General features: G+C 60.6%; 12 protein-coding genes and 1 pseudogene. 7 read left to right on the top strand and 6 right to left on the bottom strand.

Translation table 11 applies throughout. From position 1 onward, the window contains the following. Positions 1–134 precede the first annotated feature (134 nt). Positions 135–620, bottom strand: coding sequence for an acyl-CoA thioesterase (locus BM321_RS12005; RefSeq protein WP_060739964.1), 486 nt, complete (start codon positions 618–620; stop codon positions 135–137). 279 nt (positions 621–899) lie between these two features. Here BM321_RS12005 and BM321_RS12010 point away from each other — a divergent pair, with 279 nt between their 5' ends. Next, the gene (locus tag BM321_RS12010; RefSeq protein WP_092442665.1) at positions 900–2,663 is read left to right on the top strand and encodes a cation:proton antiporter; all 1,764 of its coding nucleotides are present in this window, start codon (positions 900–902) and stop codon (positions 2,661–2,663) included. A gap of 13 nt (positions 2,664–2,676) precedes the next feature. On the opposite strand, the gene BM321_RS12015 is transcribed toward BM321_RS12010, so the two are convergent. The 3 genes from BM321_RS12015 to uvrD form a co-directional block, all read right to left on the bottom strand. Next, positions 2,677–3,084 (bottom strand): SMI1/KNR4 family protein, encoded by a 408-nt coding sequence (locus BM321_RS12015; RefSeq protein ID WP_003187120.1) that lies wholly within the window; start codon positions 3,082–3,084, stop codon positions 2,677–2,679. A gap of 139 nt (positions 3,085–3,223) precedes the next feature. Beyond that, positions 3,224–4,096, bottom strand: a complete 873-nt coding sequence (locus tag BM321_RS12020; protein WP_092442666.1) for a Tim44 domain-containing protein — start codon at positions 4,094–4,096, stop codon at positions 3,224–3,226. A 297-nt stretch (positions 4,097–4,393) separates the two neighbouring features. Continuing rightward, the gene (gene uvrD / locus BM321_RS12025; protein WP_092442667.1) at positions 4,394–6,577 is read right to left on the bottom strand and encodes a DNA helicase II; all 2,184 of its coding nucleotides are present in this window, start codon (positions 6,575–6,577) and stop codon (positions 4,394–4,396) included. A gap of 261 nt (positions 6,578–6,838) precedes the next feature. Here uvrD and BM321_RS12030 point away from each other — a divergent pair, with 261 nt between their 5' ends. Next, a complete protein-coding gene (locus BM321_RS12030; RefSeq protein WP_092442668.1) occupies positions 6,839–9,712 on the top strand; it encodes a putative bifunctional diguanylate cyclase/phosphodiesterase in 2,874 nt (957 codons plus the stop codon). A gap of 70 nt (positions 9,713–9,782) precedes the next feature. On the opposite strand, the gene BM321_RS12035 is transcribed toward BM321_RS12030, so the two are convergent. Continuing rightward, positions 9,783–10,097: a hypothetical protein gene (locus BM321_RS12035; protein ID WP_092442669.1), complete on the bottom strand. Its 315-nt coding sequence runs from the start codon at positions 10,095–10,097 to the stop codon at positions 9,783–9,785. Positions 10,098–10,525: 428 nt separating this feature from the next. Between BM321_RS12035 and hexR the strand changes: the two genes are divergently transcribed. Together hexR and BM321_RS12045 are read left to right on the top strand one after the other, a co-directional pair. After that, the gene (gene hexR, locus BM321_RS12040) at positions 10,526–11,392 is read left to right on the top strand and encodes a transcriptional regulator HexR (protein WP_003187110.1); all 867 of its coding nucleotides are present in this window, start codon (positions 10,526–10,528) and stop codon (positions 11,390–11,392) included. 175 nt (positions 11,393–11,567) lie between these two features. Continuing rightward, complete coding sequence (locus tag BM321_RS12045; RefSeq protein ID WP_092442670.1) at positions 11,568–11,777, top strand: PA3496 family putative envelope integrity protein; 210 nt, start codon at positions 11,568–11,570, stop codon at positions 11,775–11,777. Here the strand turns inward: BM321_RS12045 and BM321_RS12050 are convergent. Further along, on the bottom strand, positions 11,719–12,681 hold the full coding sequence (locus tag BM321_RS12050; protein ID WP_092442671.1) for a LysR family transcriptional regulator: 963 nt from the start codon (positions 12,679–12,681) through the stop codon (positions 11,719–11,721). The two genes, BM321_RS12045 and BM321_RS12050, sit on opposite strands and share 59 nt — an antisense overlap. Before the next feature lie 187 nt (positions 12,682–12,868). On the opposite strand from BM321_RS12050, the gene BM321_RS12055 reads away from it, so the two are divergent. The 3 genes and pseudogenes from BM321_RS12055 to BM321_RS30875 all read left to right on the top strand — a co-directional run. Next, entirely contained in the window at positions 12,869–14,284 is a 1,416-nt protein-coding gene (locus tag BM321_RS12055) for an acetyl-CoA carboxylase biotin carboxylase subunit (protein WP_025216234.1), read from the top strand. Between the two features lie 13 nt (positions 14,285–14,297). Next, positions 14,298–16,106, top strand: coding sequence for a sodium-extruding oxaloacetate decarboxylase subunit alpha (gene oadA, locus BM321_RS12060; protein WP_092442672.1), 1,809 nt, complete (start codon positions 14,298–14,300; stop codon positions 16,104–16,106). Between the two features lie 368 nt (positions 16,107–16,474). Continuing rightward, positions 16,475–16,587: pseudogene (locus BM321_RS30875) on the top strand (IS110 family transposase); the annotation flags it as partial.

Below are 16,587 nucleotides of genomic sequence, written 5' to 3' on the forward strand. Positions count from 1 at the left end.
TCGCCCCTGTGGAATGCTGCAAATCCCTGTGGGAGCGAGCTTGCTCGCGATGAGGCCACCACATTCAACATCGATGCTGGCTGTGACACCGCCATCGCGAGCAAGCGCTCCCACCGTTGCTTTTCGGCGCCCGCCTAAGGCCCGTCCGCCTTGATCTCCTGGTAGCGCCTCTCCAGTTCCTGGCGGATCTGCCGGCGTTGCTGGGCTTGTTCGTAGCGGCGTTTTTCTTCGCTGTTTTGCGGCTGCAAGGGCGGCACGGTCGCGGGCTTGCGTTGGTCATCCACCGCAACCATGGTGAAGAAGCAACTGTTGGTGTGGCGCACCGAGCGTTCGCGAATATTTTCGGTCACGACTTTGATGCCCACTTCCATCGACGTGTTGCCGGTGTAGTTCACCGAGGCCAGGAAGGTCACCAGCTCGCCGACATGAATCGGCTCACGAAAGATGACCTGGTCGACCGACAGGGTCACCACGTAGCGTCCGGCGTAGCGGCTGGCGCAGGCGTAGGCGACTTCGTCGAGGTATTTGAGCAAGGTGCCGCCATGGACATTGCCAGAGAAGTTGGCCATATCGGGGGTCATCAACACCGTCATCGACAGCTGGGCGTTTCCGGGTTCCATAACGTACTCACGGTTCAAGGCAGTCATTCGGGAGTGCACCTCTGCGGGCGCTGGGGAGTGGCCTGCGAACAGGTCACCAGGTTTTAAAAACCACCGATATCGGGACGCTGCGCCTGTGGTTGCCGTCACGCGCCGATGGATCTGTTTCCATATATTGCACCGTCTTTTTGTCGGAAGTCGCGGTGTTACCCTTCAAAAGCCCATTGCGAGGGCAATTCCTACAGAGGAAACGGATTTCTCCAGCTCTGCAGTGAGTCATTTTGAACAGGGAGCCCCGACATGCATGCCATCAGTTTCATCCAGGATTTGGCGATCATCATGATGGCGGCGGGGTTGGTGACCGTACTCTTTCATCGTTTCAAACAACCGGTGGTATTGGGCTACATCGTGGCCGGCTTCATCATTGGCCCGCATACGCCACCGTTCGGTTTTATCCATGACGAAGACACGATCAAGACCCTGGCCGAGCTCGGGGTGATCTTCCTGATGTTTTGCCTGGGCCTGGAATTCAGCCTGCGCAAACTGTTCAAGGTCGGCGCCACGGCCTTCATCGCGGCGTTCCTCGAAATTGTGCTGATGATCTGGATCGGCTACGAAATCGGCCGCTGGTTCGACTGGGGCACCATGGACTCGCTGTTCCTCGGCGCCATCCTGGCCATTTCCTCCACCACGATCATCGTCAAGGCGCTCAACGACCTGAAGATGAAAAACGAGCGCTTCGCCCAGCTTATTTTCGGGGTGTTGATCGTCGAGGACATCCTGGGCATTGGCATCATCGCCTTGCTGTCGAGCATTGCCGTCAGCGGCACCGTGAGCTCTGGCGAGGTGTTTTCCACCGTCGGCAAGTTGTCGCTGTTCATGATCGTCGCGTTGGTCATCGGCATTTTGCTGGTGCCGAGGGTGCTGGCCTACGTGGCGAAGTTCGACAGCAACGAAATGCTGCTGATTACCGTGCTGGGCTTGTGTTTCGGCTTCTGCCTGCTGGTGGTGAAACTGGAATACAGCATGGTGCTCGGGGCGTTCCTGATCGGTGCGATCATGGCCGAGTCCCGGCAACTGCTGAAGATCGAGCGCCTGGTGGAGCCGGTGCGTGATCTGTTCAGCGCGATCTTCTTCGTCGCCATCGGGTTGATGCTCGATCCGGCGATACTGCTGCAGTACGCCTGGCCAATTGCCGTGATCACGGGCGCAGTGGTGCTCGGCAAGATGTTGTCCTGCGGCCTCGGTGCCTTTATTGCCGGCAACGATGGACGCACCTCGCTGCGCGTAGGGATGGGTCTTTCGCAGATCGGCGAGTTTTCCTTCATCATCGCGTCGCTGGGGATGACCCTGCAGGTCACCAGCGATTTCCTCTATCCGGTCGCGGTCGCCGTCTCGGTGTTGACCACTTTGCTGACACCGTACCTGATCCGGGCTGCCGACCCTCTGTCCGTCAAGCTGGCGACGGTCATGCCGAAACGGCTGACGCGAGTGCTGGGGATGTATGGCGAATGGCTGCGTAGCATCCAACCCCAAGGAGAAGGGGCGATGGTGGCGTCGATGATCCGGCGGATTTTGCTGCAGGTCGGCGTCAATCTGGCGCTGGTGATTGCGATTTTTGTCTCGGGTGGTTTTTTCGCCGAACGGATGTCGGCTTACCTGCAAGCATGGATCAGCGACCCGAGCTGGCAGAAAGCATTGATCTGGGGCGGGGCGTTGCTGCTGTCGCTACCGTTCCTGATCGCCGCGTACCGCAAGCTCAAGGCGCTGTCGATGCTGCTGGCGGAAATGGGCGTGAAGCCGGAGATGGCTGGCCGACACACCCAGCGTGTGCGTCGGGTGATCGCCGAAGTGATCCCGATCCTCTCGTTGCTGGTGATTTTCCTGCTATTGGCGGCCTTGTCGGCCAGCATTCTGCCGACCAACAAGTTGCTCGTACTGATCGCCGTGGTGGCGACTGCCGTGGCGGCACTGCTCTGGCGCTGGTTCATCCGCCTGCATACGCGGATGCAGGTGGCCTTGCTTGAAACCCTGGACAACCACAAGGAGTCGTCCGGGCATTGACCGGCGGCGGGGCTCAGCTTTCCAGCCAGACGTCCCGGGCCCAGTGCCAGACCGATTCCCAGGTTTCCTCGGCGATCAGTTCTTCTTCGGCCTGCCACAGCACCACCGTGCCGTCCTCTTCGACGCAGTAATAATCGTCGCCGTCCTGGCAGATCGGGATTAGGCTGCGGTCGACACCGGCATCCCAGGCGTTGGCGGCCACGTCCGGCAGGTAGGTATGGGACTGTGGATCGGTGACGGTCACCGGCTCCAGGCTGCCGTAGACGACATCGCTGACGGTCAGCAAAAACTCCCTGAAGACGAATGGGATATCGATGAACAGCTGCTCTTCGATCTCTACCAGCAAATCTTCGTCGGGCAATTCCAGCGGAACCGGTACGGGCTCGTTGGCTTCACGCAATTGTTCGATGATTTCTTCCACGTCCGGGGATCCTCTTTCTCGATGGCGCGGTTTATATGGAGCGGTTTATACAGTAGCTCGCTATAGATGCAACCGCGAAATAGAAAACCCCGGCCTGGGCCGGGGTTCTTTTATTTCAACATGCGAAACGCGAAAAGGTTCAACCGTTCTGGCGGATACCTGCCACCAGCCAAGGCTGGTCATCGCCCTGGGCGCGTTCCATGTTCCAGCTTTCGCTGAACGCTTCGCCCTTGTCGAAGCGAGAATCCTTCGACACACCGATGAAGGTCAGGGTGGCGATGGTCTTGTCGGCGCGATCATCGACACCATCCAGTTGTACCTGCAGGTTATCGATGTAGGTGGACTGGAAGCCATCGCCCAGCTCGGCTCGCTCGCGCTTGAGGAACTCCAGCAGTTGCGGGGTCACGAACTCGGCGATCTTGTCCATTTCGTTCGCGTCCCAATGCTGCTGCAGGGCCATGAAGTGGTTGCGGGCGGCTTCGATGAAGCGTTGCTCGTTGAACCAGGCCGGCGCATTGATGACCGGACGAGCGGCCGCAGGCGCTGCCGAACCACCGAAGATCGAACCACTGGCAGGCTGCTGGTTGAACACTTCACGCTGCATCGGCATCGGAGCATGGCCGGCTGGAGCGAGTTGCTCCTGCTGCTTGCGACGACGGGCGGCAATGAAGCGGAAGACCAGGAACGCGATGACCGCCATGATCAGGATGTCGAAGATCTGCATGCCCTGGAAGCCGTCGCCCATGAACATGGAGGCGAGCAGGCCACCGGCGGCGATGCCGGCCAGGGGGCCGAGCCAGCGCGAAGCGCCGCTGGCCTTGGTGGCAGCGCCAGCGGCACCGGCCGCGCCTGCGGTGGAGCCGGCGGCAGAAGACGGCGCCATCTGGCTGGTCTGGTGAGTCGGGGCTGCTCCCGAGCTTTTACCACCGCCAAAGCGCTTGGCGGCATTGGCGTCGATGGCCATCGTCAGGCCGATGCACAACGCCATGGCGATGCTAAGAAAACGTTTCATATAAAGGCATTCCCATTTGTGGATAGCACGCGCGCCATGTTGCACAGCTGAACTGTTGCTGGCTAGCGGCAGAGTGTTTCGGGCTTTTGCGTGACAGGTTAGGTTCAGCTTCAGCTATGCAAGAGGGCCTGTTCGCTTTGGGCTGTAGGAAAGAGGAACAAGTTCTATCGGAAATGTTTCCCTGAACAACTGTGGGAGCGAGCTTGCTCGCGATAGCGGTGTGTCAGTCAGCATCAATAATGACTGATCGACCGCTATCGCGAGCAAGCTCGCTCCCACAGGGGCCTACATAAATCTTTAGATCGCTTCCAGCTTGGCATACCCCAGCATCAGCCACTTGCTGCCTTCGCTGAAATTCACCTGCACCCGGGCCTGGGCGCCGGCGCCTTCGAAGTTGAGGATGACGCCGTCGCCGAACACCGAGTGCCGCACGGTCTGGCCGAGGCTGAAGCCGGTTTCCGGGATGTCGCTGCCGCCGAACAGGCTGCTGGTGCTTTGTTGTTGGCCGCCACCGAATGGTCGGCTGACACTGTTGGACAGCCGCACTTCCTGGATCAGGCCCTTCGGCACTTCACGTACGAAACGCGACACCTTGTTGTAGGTCTCGCTGCCATACAAGCGTCGGGTTTCGGCGTAGGTCAGCACCAGATTCTGCATGGCCCGGGTGATACCAACGTAGGCCAGGCGCCGTTCCTCCTCCAGGCGTCCCGGTTCTTCCAGGCTCATCTTGTGGGGGAACAGGCCTTCTTCCATGCCCACGAGGAACACGTAAGGGAATTCCAGACCCTTGGCACTGTGCAGGGTCATCAGTTGGATGCTGTCTTCATGTTCGTCGGCCTGGGTGTCGCCGGCCTCCAGGGAGGCGTGACCCAGGAAGGCCGACAGCGGCGACAGGTCTTCGTCTTCTTCGGTGTTCTCGAAGTTGCGCGCGGCGCTGACCAGTTCCTCGAGGTTTTCCACCCGGGCCTGGCCTTTCTCGCCTTTTTCCGCTTCGTGGTAGGCGATCAGGCCGGACTGCTCGATGACGGTCTGGGTCATCAAGTGCAGCGGCATTTCCCCGCACTTGGCGGCCAGGTCTTCGATCAGGTCCATGAAGGCCTTCAGGGCGCCGGCGGCGCGACCGGTCACGCCTTTGTTGGCCACCAGTTGGCGCATGGCCTCCCACATGGACACATGGCTGTGGCGCGCGTGATCGCGAATCGCTTCGACGGTTTTTTCGCCGATGCCTCGCGTCGGCACGTTGATCACTCGCTCCAGGGCCGCGTCATTGCCACGACCTTCGATCAGGCGCAGGTAGGCCATGGCGTTCTTGATTTCAGCACGCTCGAAGAAGCGCTGGCCGCCATAGATGCGGTAGGGGATCCGTTCGCGCAGCAACGCTTCTTCCAGCACCCGCGATTGGGCGTTGGAACGGTACAGGATGGCGATGTCGCTACGGGCCAGGCCGGTTTTCAGCGCGCTCTCGATGGTTTCCACCACGTAGCGGGCTTCATCGTGTTCGTTGAAGGCAGCGTAGAGGTTGATCGCCTCGCCTTCGCCGCCGTCGGTCCACAGCTCCTTGCCCAGGCGCCCTGTATTGTTGGCGATCAGGGCGTTGGCGGCCTTGAGGATGCCGGCGGTCGAGCGGTAGTTCTGTTCCAGGCGGATGACTTCGGCGTCAGGGAAGTCCGCCGAGTACTGGTGAATGTTCTCGATCTTGGCACCGCGCCAGCCATAGATCGACTGATCGTCGTCACCCACCACCATCAGGCTGTCGCCGCCCTTGGCGAGCAAGCGCAACCAGGCGTATTGCACGGCGTTGGTGTCCTGGAATTCGTCCACCAGTACATGCCGGAAACGCTTTTGATAGTGGGCCAGCAGGCCTGGGTGGTCGCGCCACAGGTCCAGGGCCCGTAGCAACAGCTCGGAAAAATCGATCACCCCGGCACGCTGGCACGCCGCCTCGTAGGCTTCGTAGATGCTGCGCATCGTCGCCAGGAACAAGTCGCCGCTGGCCTGGATGTGTTGCGGGCGCAGGCCTTCGTCTTTCTGGCCGTTGATGAACCATTGGGCTTGGCGGGCCGGCCAACGCTGTTCGTCCAGGCCCAGCTCGCGGATCACGCGCTTGACCAGCCGCTGCTGGTCGTCGCTGTCCAGGATCTGGAAGGTCTGGCTCAGCCCGGCTTCCTGCCAATGCGCCCGCAACAAGCGGTGCGCCAGGCCGTGGAAGGTGCCGACCCACATGCCGGCGGGGTTGATGCCCATCAGTTGTTCGATGCGATGGCGCATCTCGGCCGCGGCCTTGTTGGTGAACGTCACCGACAGGATCGAATGGGGCGAGGCGTTCTCGACCTGGATCAACCAGGCGATACGGTGCACCAGCACTCGGGTTTTACCGGAGCCGGCACCGGCCAGGACCAACTGACGACCCACGGAGGCAGCTACGGCCTGACGTTGGGCATCGTTGAGGGAGTTCAGCAGAAGGGAGAGATCATCGCGCATCGGGGCATTCTAGGGTGCGGCGCCACCCCGGGCAAACCGAGCTTTGCATCAGCCGATAAAAGAGCACTGGGTGATGACCGGCGGGTCACAGGCTACAGGCGTTGGCGGGACTCGCCCGGGAGCGGCGCCACCCAATGAAATAGCGACTTTTTTCCTTGTTTTTATGAGTTGGGACAGTGTGGGAAGGCCCATGGCTTGTGTATGCTCGGTGCTCGTTTCGGGTTCTCCACGTTTCACTGAATAAGAACAAGAATAGTGCCAATGACCCTCAATTCCGATCCGGCGGGCCCCTGTGTGGAACCGCGGATCATCTGCAAGCAGTACGCCACGGAGATGGCGGTCGAGCGCACACGTCTGTTGTATCAAGGCTCACTGCTGCCTACGCTGTTCATGCTGCTCAATGGTCTGGTCTGCGCCGCGCTGTTATGGGAGCCGCGGCGCTATTTCCTGGTGAGCGTCTGGCTCGTCTGGTTGTTGTCGCTGGTGGCGCTGCGGGTGATCCAAGTGGCGGCTTTCGATTCGGCGATGCCAAGCCGCCAGGCGCACCCGATCTGGTTGCGCATGTTTTTGCTGGGCTCGGCGATGACCGGCCTGACGCTGGCCGGGGCCGGCATCGCGCTGGTCCCGGCCGACAGCTTCCAGCAGCAGGCCTGGGTGTTCGGCCTGATCGGCGCGGCGGCGCTGTCGGCCAGTGTGGCCTATGCCGTGAGCCTTCCAGCATTCCTGTCCTTCACCTTGCCCTGCCTGTTACCGGCCATTGGTTATCTCTTCTGGGGCGGCGACGAGCAGCAACGTGGGTGGGGCTGGCTGGGGCTGATTGTGCTGGTTTCCCTGATCGTGGTGGCCTGGCAAGTCAATCGCTTGATCCAGAGTGGCATGTTGCGACGCTTCCAGAACCAGGCCCTGATCGAGCATCTGCAGCAAACCCAAACCCGCAGTGCGTCGCTCAACGAGGCGCTGGCCCGGGAGGTCGAGCAACGTCGCTCGGCCGAGGAGAAACTGCGGGCGGCCCAGGTTGGCCTGGAGGCGCGGGTCGCGCAACGCAGCCTTGAACTGGAGGTCGCCAGCCAGGCCCTGAGCAAGAGCGAGGCGCGCCTGGCCCTGGCCCTCAAGGCCAGTGAGCTGGGGTTGTGGGATTGGAACCTGCAGACTGACGAAGTCCATCACACCCAGCTCAAGGAGCTGTTCGGCCTGGAGCCCGAATACGTCACGGCGATGCTCAGCCACCTCACCCCGCGCCTGCACCCCCAGGACGTGCCGGCGCTCAAGCGGGCCCTGGTCGAACACCTCAAGGGTCGCAGCGAGGATTACCAGATCGAATACCGTGTGCGTCACGGCGACGGTCACTGGGTCTGGATCGAAGACCGTGGCCGGGCCGTGGAGCGCAGCGCGAGCGGACGGGTGCTGCGCATGGTCGGCACCCGGCGCGACATCAGCGTCAGCAAGGAACTCGAGCAGCAACGCCAGCTGGCGGCCACGGTGTTCGAGGCCGCCAGCGAAGGTATTGTGATTTTCGACCCCAGCTACCTGTTGCTCGCCGCCAACCAGGCGTTCACGCGGGTCACCGGTTTCAATATCCAGGACATGCTCGGGCGCAACGTGGTCGACCTGCCGTGCAGCCGCGATGCGCGCCGGCACTACTCCGTCATTCGCCAATCGCTCAAGCAGCACGGCACCTGGCAGGGGGAGTTGGTGGAGGCACGGGCCAACGGCGAGCTGTATCCGCAGTGGCTGCAACTGAACGTCGTGCGCGATGTGCGGGGGAATGTCAGCCATATCGTGGGCTTCTTCGCGGATCTTTCGGCACGGCGCGAATCCGAAGAACGGATGCGCTACCTGACCCATTACGACGAATTGACTGGCTTGGCGAATCGTTCGCTGTTTCGCGAACGCCTGAACGAAGCGCATCAGCGGGTGCGCCAGGGTGGACGGCGCAGCCTGGCGTTGCTGCATATCAACCTGGACCGTTTCAAACTGCTCAACGACAGCCTCGGCCATGACATCGCCGACCAGTTGTTGCAGAGAATGGCGCGGCGCCTGATCAATGCGCTGCCCGAGGCGGATACCATCGCCCGGTTGTCCGGTGATGAGTTTGCGGTGTTGTTCGATGCCTACGGCAACCTTTCAAGCCTGGCGCGGGTGGCGACTCGATTGGCCGCCAAGCTGCGGGTGCCGCTGACCATCGAGGGCCATGAACTGGTGCTCAGTGCTTCCATCGGCATCAGCCTGTTGCCTGACAACACGCGGGAAATTGCCACGCTGGTCAGCCAGGCGAACATGGCCATGCAGCACGCCAAGCATTTGGGGGGCAACAACTTCCAGTTCTACACCGAGAGCCTCCAGGCCAGCACGCTGGAGCGTCTGCAACTGGAAAACCAGCTGCGCAAGGCTTTGGAAGAGCAACAACTGAAGGTCTTTTATCAGCCGAAACTGTGCCTGGCGACCGGTCGCCTGAACGCCGCCGAGGCGCTGGTGCGCTGGGATCATCCGGCCATGGGGCGGGTTCCGCCGGGGGATTTCATCGGCCTGGCCGAAGAGACCGGGTTGATCGGGCCGATTGGCGAGTTCGTGTTGCGCCAGGCCTGTTGGCAGGCGTGCGAGTGGCAGCGCCAGGGGCTAGAGCCGATCAGGGTGTCGGTCAATCTGTCGGTGCATCAATTGCGCCAGGGCAAGCTGGTCAGCCTGGTGCGACAAGTGCTGGAAGAAACCGGTCTGGCGCCCCAGTACCTGGAGCTGGAGTTGACTGAGAGTCAGTTGCTCGACAGCGTTGAACACATCATCGCCACGTTCCAGCAATTGCGTGACCTCGGGGTCAAGCTGGCGATCGACGATTTTGGCACCGGCTACTCATCCCTGAGCTACCTCAAGCGTATCCCGGTGGACTACGTGAAGATCGATCAGGCATTCATTCGCGGGCTGGGCGAGGGCAGCGTGGATACCGCCATTACCCGGGCAATCATTGCAATGGCCCATGGGCTGTCGCTCAAGGTAGTGGCCGAGGGCGTCGAGCGGCAGGAGCAGCTCGATTTCCTCAGGAACGAGCGTTGCGATGAGGTGCAGGGGTATCTGATCAGTCGGCCAGTGGAAGCTGACGGGCTGGCCGGGTTGTTGCGGATGCAACACTTGACTGAATGAACCCGATCCTCGACATGGAACTTCCCGCCAGACGCTTTTTAGTGTCTGACGGGAAGTTTTCAACATGTGCTTAGTTGGTCACGAGTACTTCATCGATGTGATGCAGCAACTGCCCTTCGAAAAAAATGCTCACGCCGGTGACATGAGATTCGCCGGGTACTTTGTATTCGACGACTTTGTCGGTAATGACCGGCAGTGAAACTTCATTGGAAGATTCAAGTTGCAACTCCAGTCGCAGATCAAAGGACTTGTCCTGCATCGGGCTTCGTACCAGCTTCGGGGTAATGCCGGTGTGGGGTACGGTTACAGTGCCGAAGGTACGGAACGACGCGGCACCTGGCATGCGATCGATTTGTGCGGTCCAATCTTTGGTTGTGATGTTCATGGTAGTAACTCCTGTAGTTAAGTTGATTGCGTCCTGCGGGAGCCAATATATCGACTTTGACTTGATAGTGTCTGGAAAATTGAGAGGGGTATTGTAAGAAGACGTTAGTTGCTGAGTGAGTTGTCAGGTTCTTCGTTGGTCATGTTATCGATGACGCTGGAATATGTTGTTGGGGAAGTAGTCAGTAGTCAGTGATTGAATAGGCGGTTTTTCCCAGCCAGGGCTCAGGTCACGTCTGGGAACTCGTGGATCGGCAACGCAGAGGGTTTGCGCCAAGGCACAGGCTGCTACATCTGGCGATCCTCGGCCAAAACAAAGGGGCAGCGCGGCAATCCAGTTACGTTTTGGACGGGCAAAGCGCCAATTCTTGTAGTATAACTACAAGCTTGCTACATCCCGGCATTTGCCCATAACAAGAGTCCAGCCCCTTGAACCTGTTGCAACACATCGCCCAGTCACGCCACTTGCTGCGCAAGTCGGAGCTGAAAGTCGCCGATCACGTACTGCTTGATCCCGCGGCCGTGATGCATAGCTCCATGGCCGATCTTGCCCACAGCGTCGGCATCAGCGAACCGACCATCGTGCGCTTCTGCCGGGCCATCGGTTGCTCGGGCTTCCAGGACCTGAAACTCAAGCTGGCGCAAAGCCTGGCCGCTGGGGCGAGCTTCGGTCAGTTTGCGATCCATGAAGATGACTCGGTGGCGGACTACAGTCTGAAAATCTTCGACACCACCCTGCATACGCTGATGGAGGTTCGCGAGAAGCTTGACCCGGTGGCGTTGCAGAAAGCTGTCACGGCCATGTCCCAGGCCCAGCGTGTCGAGTTCTATGGCTTCGGCGCTTCGGGCGCGGTGGCGGCCGATGCCCAGCACAAGTTCTTCCGGTTGCTGCTGACGGCGGCAGCCTATTCCGACCCGCACATGCAGGCCATGTCGGCGGTGACGTTGAAACCCACCGATGTGGCGATCTGCATTTCCCAGTCGGGGCGTTCCAAGGACTTGCTGATCACCGCGAACCTGGTGCGTGAAAGCGGTGCCTCGCTGATCACCTTGTGCCCGAGCCAGACGCCACTGGCGGAGCTGTCCACGGTGAACCTGGCCATCGACGTGCATGAAGACACCGAGATCTACACGCCGTTGACCTCGCGCATCGCTCACCTGGTGGTGATCGACGTCTTGGCAATGGGCGTCGCCATGGCCCGTGGTCCGAGCCTGGTCAACCACCTCAAGAGCGTGAAGCGCAGCCTTCGCAGCCTGCGGCTGTCGCCCAAGTCGGTGAAGGCGCTGGACGACTAAGTCCCAAGTCAGTAGGGCAAGCGCTCTTGTGGCGAGGGGATAAATCCCCTCGCCACAGGCTTACCCTCCAAAAGATCCAATCGCCCGAATTCATCGTTCTGTAACCCCCGCGCCGCCAAACGGTCATCGCGCGCCTTCATCGTGAAACTCCCGTATACGTCTTGGGAGTCTCGACATGACCCAGTCCTACGAAGAACGCAGCGCCGTCAAAACCCGTCGTCAGCAGGAAGATCAGCGCCGCATGGCGTTCCGTCGTGCCATCGAAGACCGCTATGAGCAGCGCCAGCTCCTGGCCGAGATCAGCGAATTTCCTGACGCGGCAGAATTCAACTACTGGCAGGCATCGTCGGCGGCTTCCCGTCGAAACGCTCAACCAGGCCAATGATCTGAGCGCGCTCGCCGCGCACGAACGCCAGGAAGGCGTGGGCCACCGGTGACAGGCGCTTGGCCCTGGCCTGCACCAGGCACCAACTGCGATACAGCGGTAATTCCTCCACCGGCAACTCGATGAGTGCGCCGGACGACAACTCCCGGCTCACGGCGTGGCGCGTCAACAGCGCCACGCCCAGCCCGGCCACCACGCATTCGCGCTGGGCTTCCGCCGACGCCACTTCCAGCGTCTGGGTGAAATGCACCCGTTTCTCCTTGAAGTATTCCTCGCAGGCCAGTCGCGTGCCGGACCCTGGCTCGCGCAACAGCAGCGTGTAGGGCTCCAGGTCCTGCAAGCGCAGCGGACCCAGGTGGCACAGCGGATGATCGGGCGGCGCCACGGCGACGATCGGATTGTTGAGGAAGGGCAGGAACTCCAGGCCCATGTCCTGGGGCACCATGGACATGATCACCAGGTCGTCACGGTTGTCCGAGAGGCGTCGGATGACTTGGCCGCGATTGACCACCGTGAGGTTCAGATTGACCTCCGGATGCTGGCGCTTGAACGCGGCGAACAGGTGCGGGACGAAGTACTTGGCGCTGGACTCCACCGCCAGCTTCAATTGGCCTTGCAGCGACCCCTGCATGTCCGAGAGCTGCATATCGAGGTTTTCCAGGCGCCCGAAGATGTCTCGGCTGGCACGTTGCAGGGCTTCGGCGGCTTCGGTCATGTAGAGTTTCTTGCCGACATACTCGAACAGCGGCTGGCCAATCAGCTCTTCCAGGGATCGAATCTGTAGGCTAACGGCCGGTTGTGTGAGAGACATTTCGTCGGCTGCACGGCTGTATGATCTCAGGTCGCACACCTCGTTGAAAATCTGCAATTGACGCAATGTCATACGCATCAATGACTTACGCATTTTCTAAGCACTCTGGGGGCGGGCGGTTAACGCAACTATAAGTCTTTGCTTATGCATGACCCAATAATTATTCATTTTTGTTAATCCACAGCCAGGACTAGTGTGGAGCTGCGACCAATTGTTACATCTGGTCACGCGTCGGCCTGGACCTCAGGCCGTGGTATCACCGGCTCAAGGGAACCTCCAATTGATAACAAAGATCCTGATCGCCAACCGCGGTGAGATTGCCGTCCGCATCGTGCGCGCTTGCGCCGAGATGGGCATTCGCTCGGTCGCGGTCTACTCCGACGCGGACCGTCATGCGTTGCATGTCAAGCGTGCGGATGAGGCCCACAGCATCGGCGCCGATCCGCTGGCCGGCTACCTCAACCCGCGCAAACTGGTGAACCTGGCGGTGGAAACCGGCTGCGATGCCTTGCACCCCGGTTACGGTTTCCTTTCGGAAAACGCCGAGCTGGCGGACATCTGCGCTGAACGCGGCATCAAATTCATTGGCCCGTCGGCGGAAGTCATTCGCCGCATGGGCGACAAGACCGAAGCGCGCCGCAGCATGATCAAGGCTGGTGTGCCGGTCACGCCAGGCACCGAAGGCAACGTATCGGGCATTGAAGAAGCGCTGACCGAAGGTGATCGGATCGGTTACCCGGTGATGCTCAAGGCCACGTCTGGCGGCGGCGGTCGCGGTATCCGTCGCTGCAACAGCCGTGAAGAACTCGAACAGGCCTTTCCCCGGGTCATCTCCGAAGCCACCAAGGCATTCGGTTCGGCGGAAGTGTTCCTGGAAAAATGCATCGTCAACCCCAAGCACATCGAAGCGCAGATCCTGGGGGACAGTTTCGGCAACGTGGTGCACCTGTTCGAGCGTGATTGCTCGATCCAGCGCCGCAACCAGAAGCTGATCGAAATCGCCCCGAGCCCGCAGTTGACGCCCGAGCAGCGCGCCTACATCGGCGACCTGTCGGTGCGCGCGGCCAAGGCCGTGGGCTACGAGAATGCCGGTACCGTGGAGTTCCTGCTCGCCGAAGGCGAGGTGTACTTCATGGAGATGAACACTCGGGTGCAGGTGGAACACACCATCACCGAAGAAATCACCGGTATCGACATCGTTCGCGAACAGATCCGCATCGCTTCCGGGCTGCCACTGTCGGTCAAGCAGGAGGACATCCTGCACCGGGGTTTCGCGTTGCAGTTCCGGATCAACGCCGAGGACCCGAAAAACAACTTCCTGCCCAGCTTCGGCAAGATCACCCGCTACTACGCCCCGGGCGGCCCGGGTGTGCGCACCGACACGGCGATCTACACCGGCTACACCATTCCGCCGTTCTACGATTCGATGTGCCTGAAACTGGTGGTCTGGGCGTTGACCTGGGAAGAAGCGATGGACCGTGGCCTGCGAGCCCTGGATGACATGCGCCTGCAGGGGGTCAAGACCACTGCCGCGTATTACCAGGAGATCCTGCGCAATCCGGAATTCCGCAGCGGCCAGTTCAATACCAGCTTCGTTGAAAGCCACCCTGAACTGACCAACTACTCGATCAAGCGCAAACCCGAAGAGCTGGCCCTGGCCATCGCCGCCGCCATTGCCGCCCACGCAGGCCTGTAAGGAAAGTATGACCATGTCCAAGAAGATCTTTGTTACCGACACAATCCTGCGCGACGCCCACCAATCGCTGCTCGCCACCCGCATGCGCACCGAAGACATGCTGCCGATCTGCGACAAGCTCGACAAAGTCGGCTATTGGTCGCTGGAAGTCTGGGGCGGCGCGACATTCGACGCCTGCGTGCGCTTCCTCAAGGAAGACCCGTGGGAGCGCCTGCGCCAACTGCGCGCGGCGCTGCCCAACACGCGCTTGCAGATGCTCCTGCGCGGCCAGAACCTGCTGGGCTACCGCCATTACAGCGATGATGTGGTCAAGGCGTTCGTGGCCAAGGCCGCCGTCAACGGCATCGACGTGTTCCGTATTTTCGATGCGATGAACGACGTGCGTAACCTGCGGGTCGCCATCGAAGCGGTGAAGGCCGCCGGCAAGCATGCCCAGGGCACCATCGCCTACACCACCAGCCCGGTGCACACCATCGAGGCGTTCGTGACCCAGGCCAAGCAGATGGAATCCATGGGTTGCGACTCGGTGGCGATCAAGGACATGGCCGGCCTGCTGACCCCGTATGCCACCGGCGAACTGGTGAAGGCGTTGAAGGCCGAGCAATCGTTGCCGGTGTTCATCCACTCCCACGACACCGCCGGCCTGGCCGCGATGTGCCAGCTCAAGGCCATCGAAAACGGTGCCGATCACATTGACACCGCGATCTCCAGCTTCGCCTGGGGCACCAGCCATCCGGGCACCGAATCCATGGTCGCGGCCCTTAAAGGCAGTGAATTCGACACGGGGCTGGACCTGGAGCTGTTGCAGGAAATCGGCCTGTACTTCTACGCCGTGCGCAAGAAGTACCACCAGTTCGAAAGCGAGTTCACCGCAGTGGACACCCGCGTCCAGGTCAACCAGGTACCGGGCGGGATGATCTCCAACCTCGCCAACCAGTTGAAAGAGCAGGGCGCACTGAACCGGATGAACGAAGTGCTGGCGGAGATCCCGCGTGTGCGCGAAGACCTCGGCTTCCCGCCGCTGGTGACCCCGACCTCGCAGATCGTCGGCACCCAGGCGTTCTTCAACGTGTTGGCCGGTGAGCGCTACAAGACCATCACCAACGAAGTGAAGCTCTATCTGCAAGGCGGCTACGGCAAGGCGCCGGGTTCGGTGAGTGAAAAGCTGCGTCGCCAGGCCATCGGCAGCGAAGAGGTGATCGACGTGCGTCCGGCCGATTTGCTCAAGCCGGAAATGACCAAGTTGCGTGGTGAAATCGGTGCGCTGGCCAAGTCCGAAGAGGACGTGCTGACCTATGCCATGTTCCCGGACATCGGTCGCAAGTTCCTCGAAGAACGCGACGCCGGCACCCTGACCCCGGAAGTGCTGCTGCCCATCCCCGAGGCAGGCAGCGTCAGCTCCGCGGGCGGCGAAGGCGTACCGACCGAGTTCGTCATCGACGTTCACGGGGAAACCTACCGCGTCGACATCACCGGTGTGGGCGTCAAGGCCGAAGGCAAGCGTCATTTCTACCTGTCCATCGATGGCATGCCGGAAGAGGTCGTGTTCGAACCGCTCAATGAGTTTGTCAGCGGCGGCAGCAGCAAGCGCAAGCAAGCCACCGCGCCGGGCCATGTCAGCACCACCATGCCGGGCAACATCGTCGATGTCCTGGTCAAGGAGGGCGACGTGGTGAAGGCCGGCCAAGCGGTGCTGATCACCGAAGCCATGAAGATGGAAACCGAAGTGCAGGCGGCCATCGCCGGCAAGGTCACCGCCATTCATGTGGCCAAGGGCGACCGGGTCAACCCGGGCGAGATCCTGATCGAGATCGAAGGCTGAGTTAACAGCCTCGATACAACGCTTTAACCTCGGGGGGGCATGTGCTCCCCTTTTTTTTGCCTGGCTTTGCGTGTTCCCCCTGTGGGAGCGAGCTTGCTCGCGAAAGAGGTGTGACCACCAGCAAAAATGTTGAATGTGCCGACGCTTTCGCGAGCAAGCTCGCTTGTATGGTAGGACTTGAAGGGGGGAGGAGGGACAAAGCTCGATTCTGACTGTTAGCCGCAGTACAGACCGTGGGAGATTTCACCCCTCCTCCTTTCACCCAAGCGCCGATAAAGAATGCATCTGGCCTAGACCGACGATAGGAACAAGCCTGCGCCTCTGGGTGAACCCTTCAAGTGTTCAAACCTTAGCCCGGAGGATTTTCAATGGCAATGCCGGTTTCTGTCGCAAAGCCGATCGTGGGTGTTGATGTCGCCAAAGATGAGTTGGTGATTTATCACGCAGAAACAGATCGACTGGAAGCGCTCCCCAACACCAA

It is taken from the genome of Pseudomonas sp. NFIX10, assembly GCF_900111955.1.
In the GTDB taxonomy this organism is placed as follows: domain Bacteria; phylum Pseudomonadota; class Gammaproteobacteria; order Pseudomonadales; family Pseudomonadaceae; genus Aquipseudomonas; species Aquipseudomonas fluorescens_AA.

Bases quoted from the DNA above. Each gene is read 5' to 3' on its own strand.
- BM321_RS12005 (WP_060739964.1), bottom strand. From the start codon at position 620: ATGGAACCCGGAAACGCCCAGCTGTCGATGACGGTGTTGATGACCCCC.
- BM321_RS12010 (WP_092442665.1), top strand. From the start codon at position 900: ATGCATGCCATCAGTTTCATCCAGGATTTGGCGATCATCATGATGGCG.
- BM321_RS12020 (WP_092442666.1), bottom strand. From the start codon at position 4,096: ATGAAACGTTTTCTTAGCATCGCCATGGCGTTGTGCATCGGCCTGACG.
- uvrD (WP_092442667.1), bottom strand. From the start codon at position 6,577: ATGCGCGATGATCTCTCCCTTCTGCTGAACTCCCTCAACGATGCCCAA.
- BM321_RS12030 (WP_092442668.1), top strand. From the start codon at position 6,839: ATGACCCTCAATTCCGATCCGGCGGGCCCCTGTGTGGAACCGCGGATC.
- BM321_RS12035 (WP_092442669.1), bottom strand. From the start codon at position 10,097: ATGAACATCACAACCAAAGATTGGACCGCACAAATCGATCGCATGCCA.
- BM321_RS12045 (WP_092442670.1), top strand. From the start codon at position 11,568: ATGACCCAGTCCTACGAAGAACGCAGCGCCGTCAAAACCCGTCGTCAG.
- BM321_RS12050 (WP_092442671.1), bottom strand. From the start codon at position 12,681: ATGCGTAAGTCATTGATGCGTATGACATTGCGTCAATTGCAGATTTTC.
- oadA (WP_092442672.1), top strand. From the start codon at position 14,298: ATGTCCAAGAAGATCTTTGTTACCGACACAATCCTGCGCGACGCCCAC.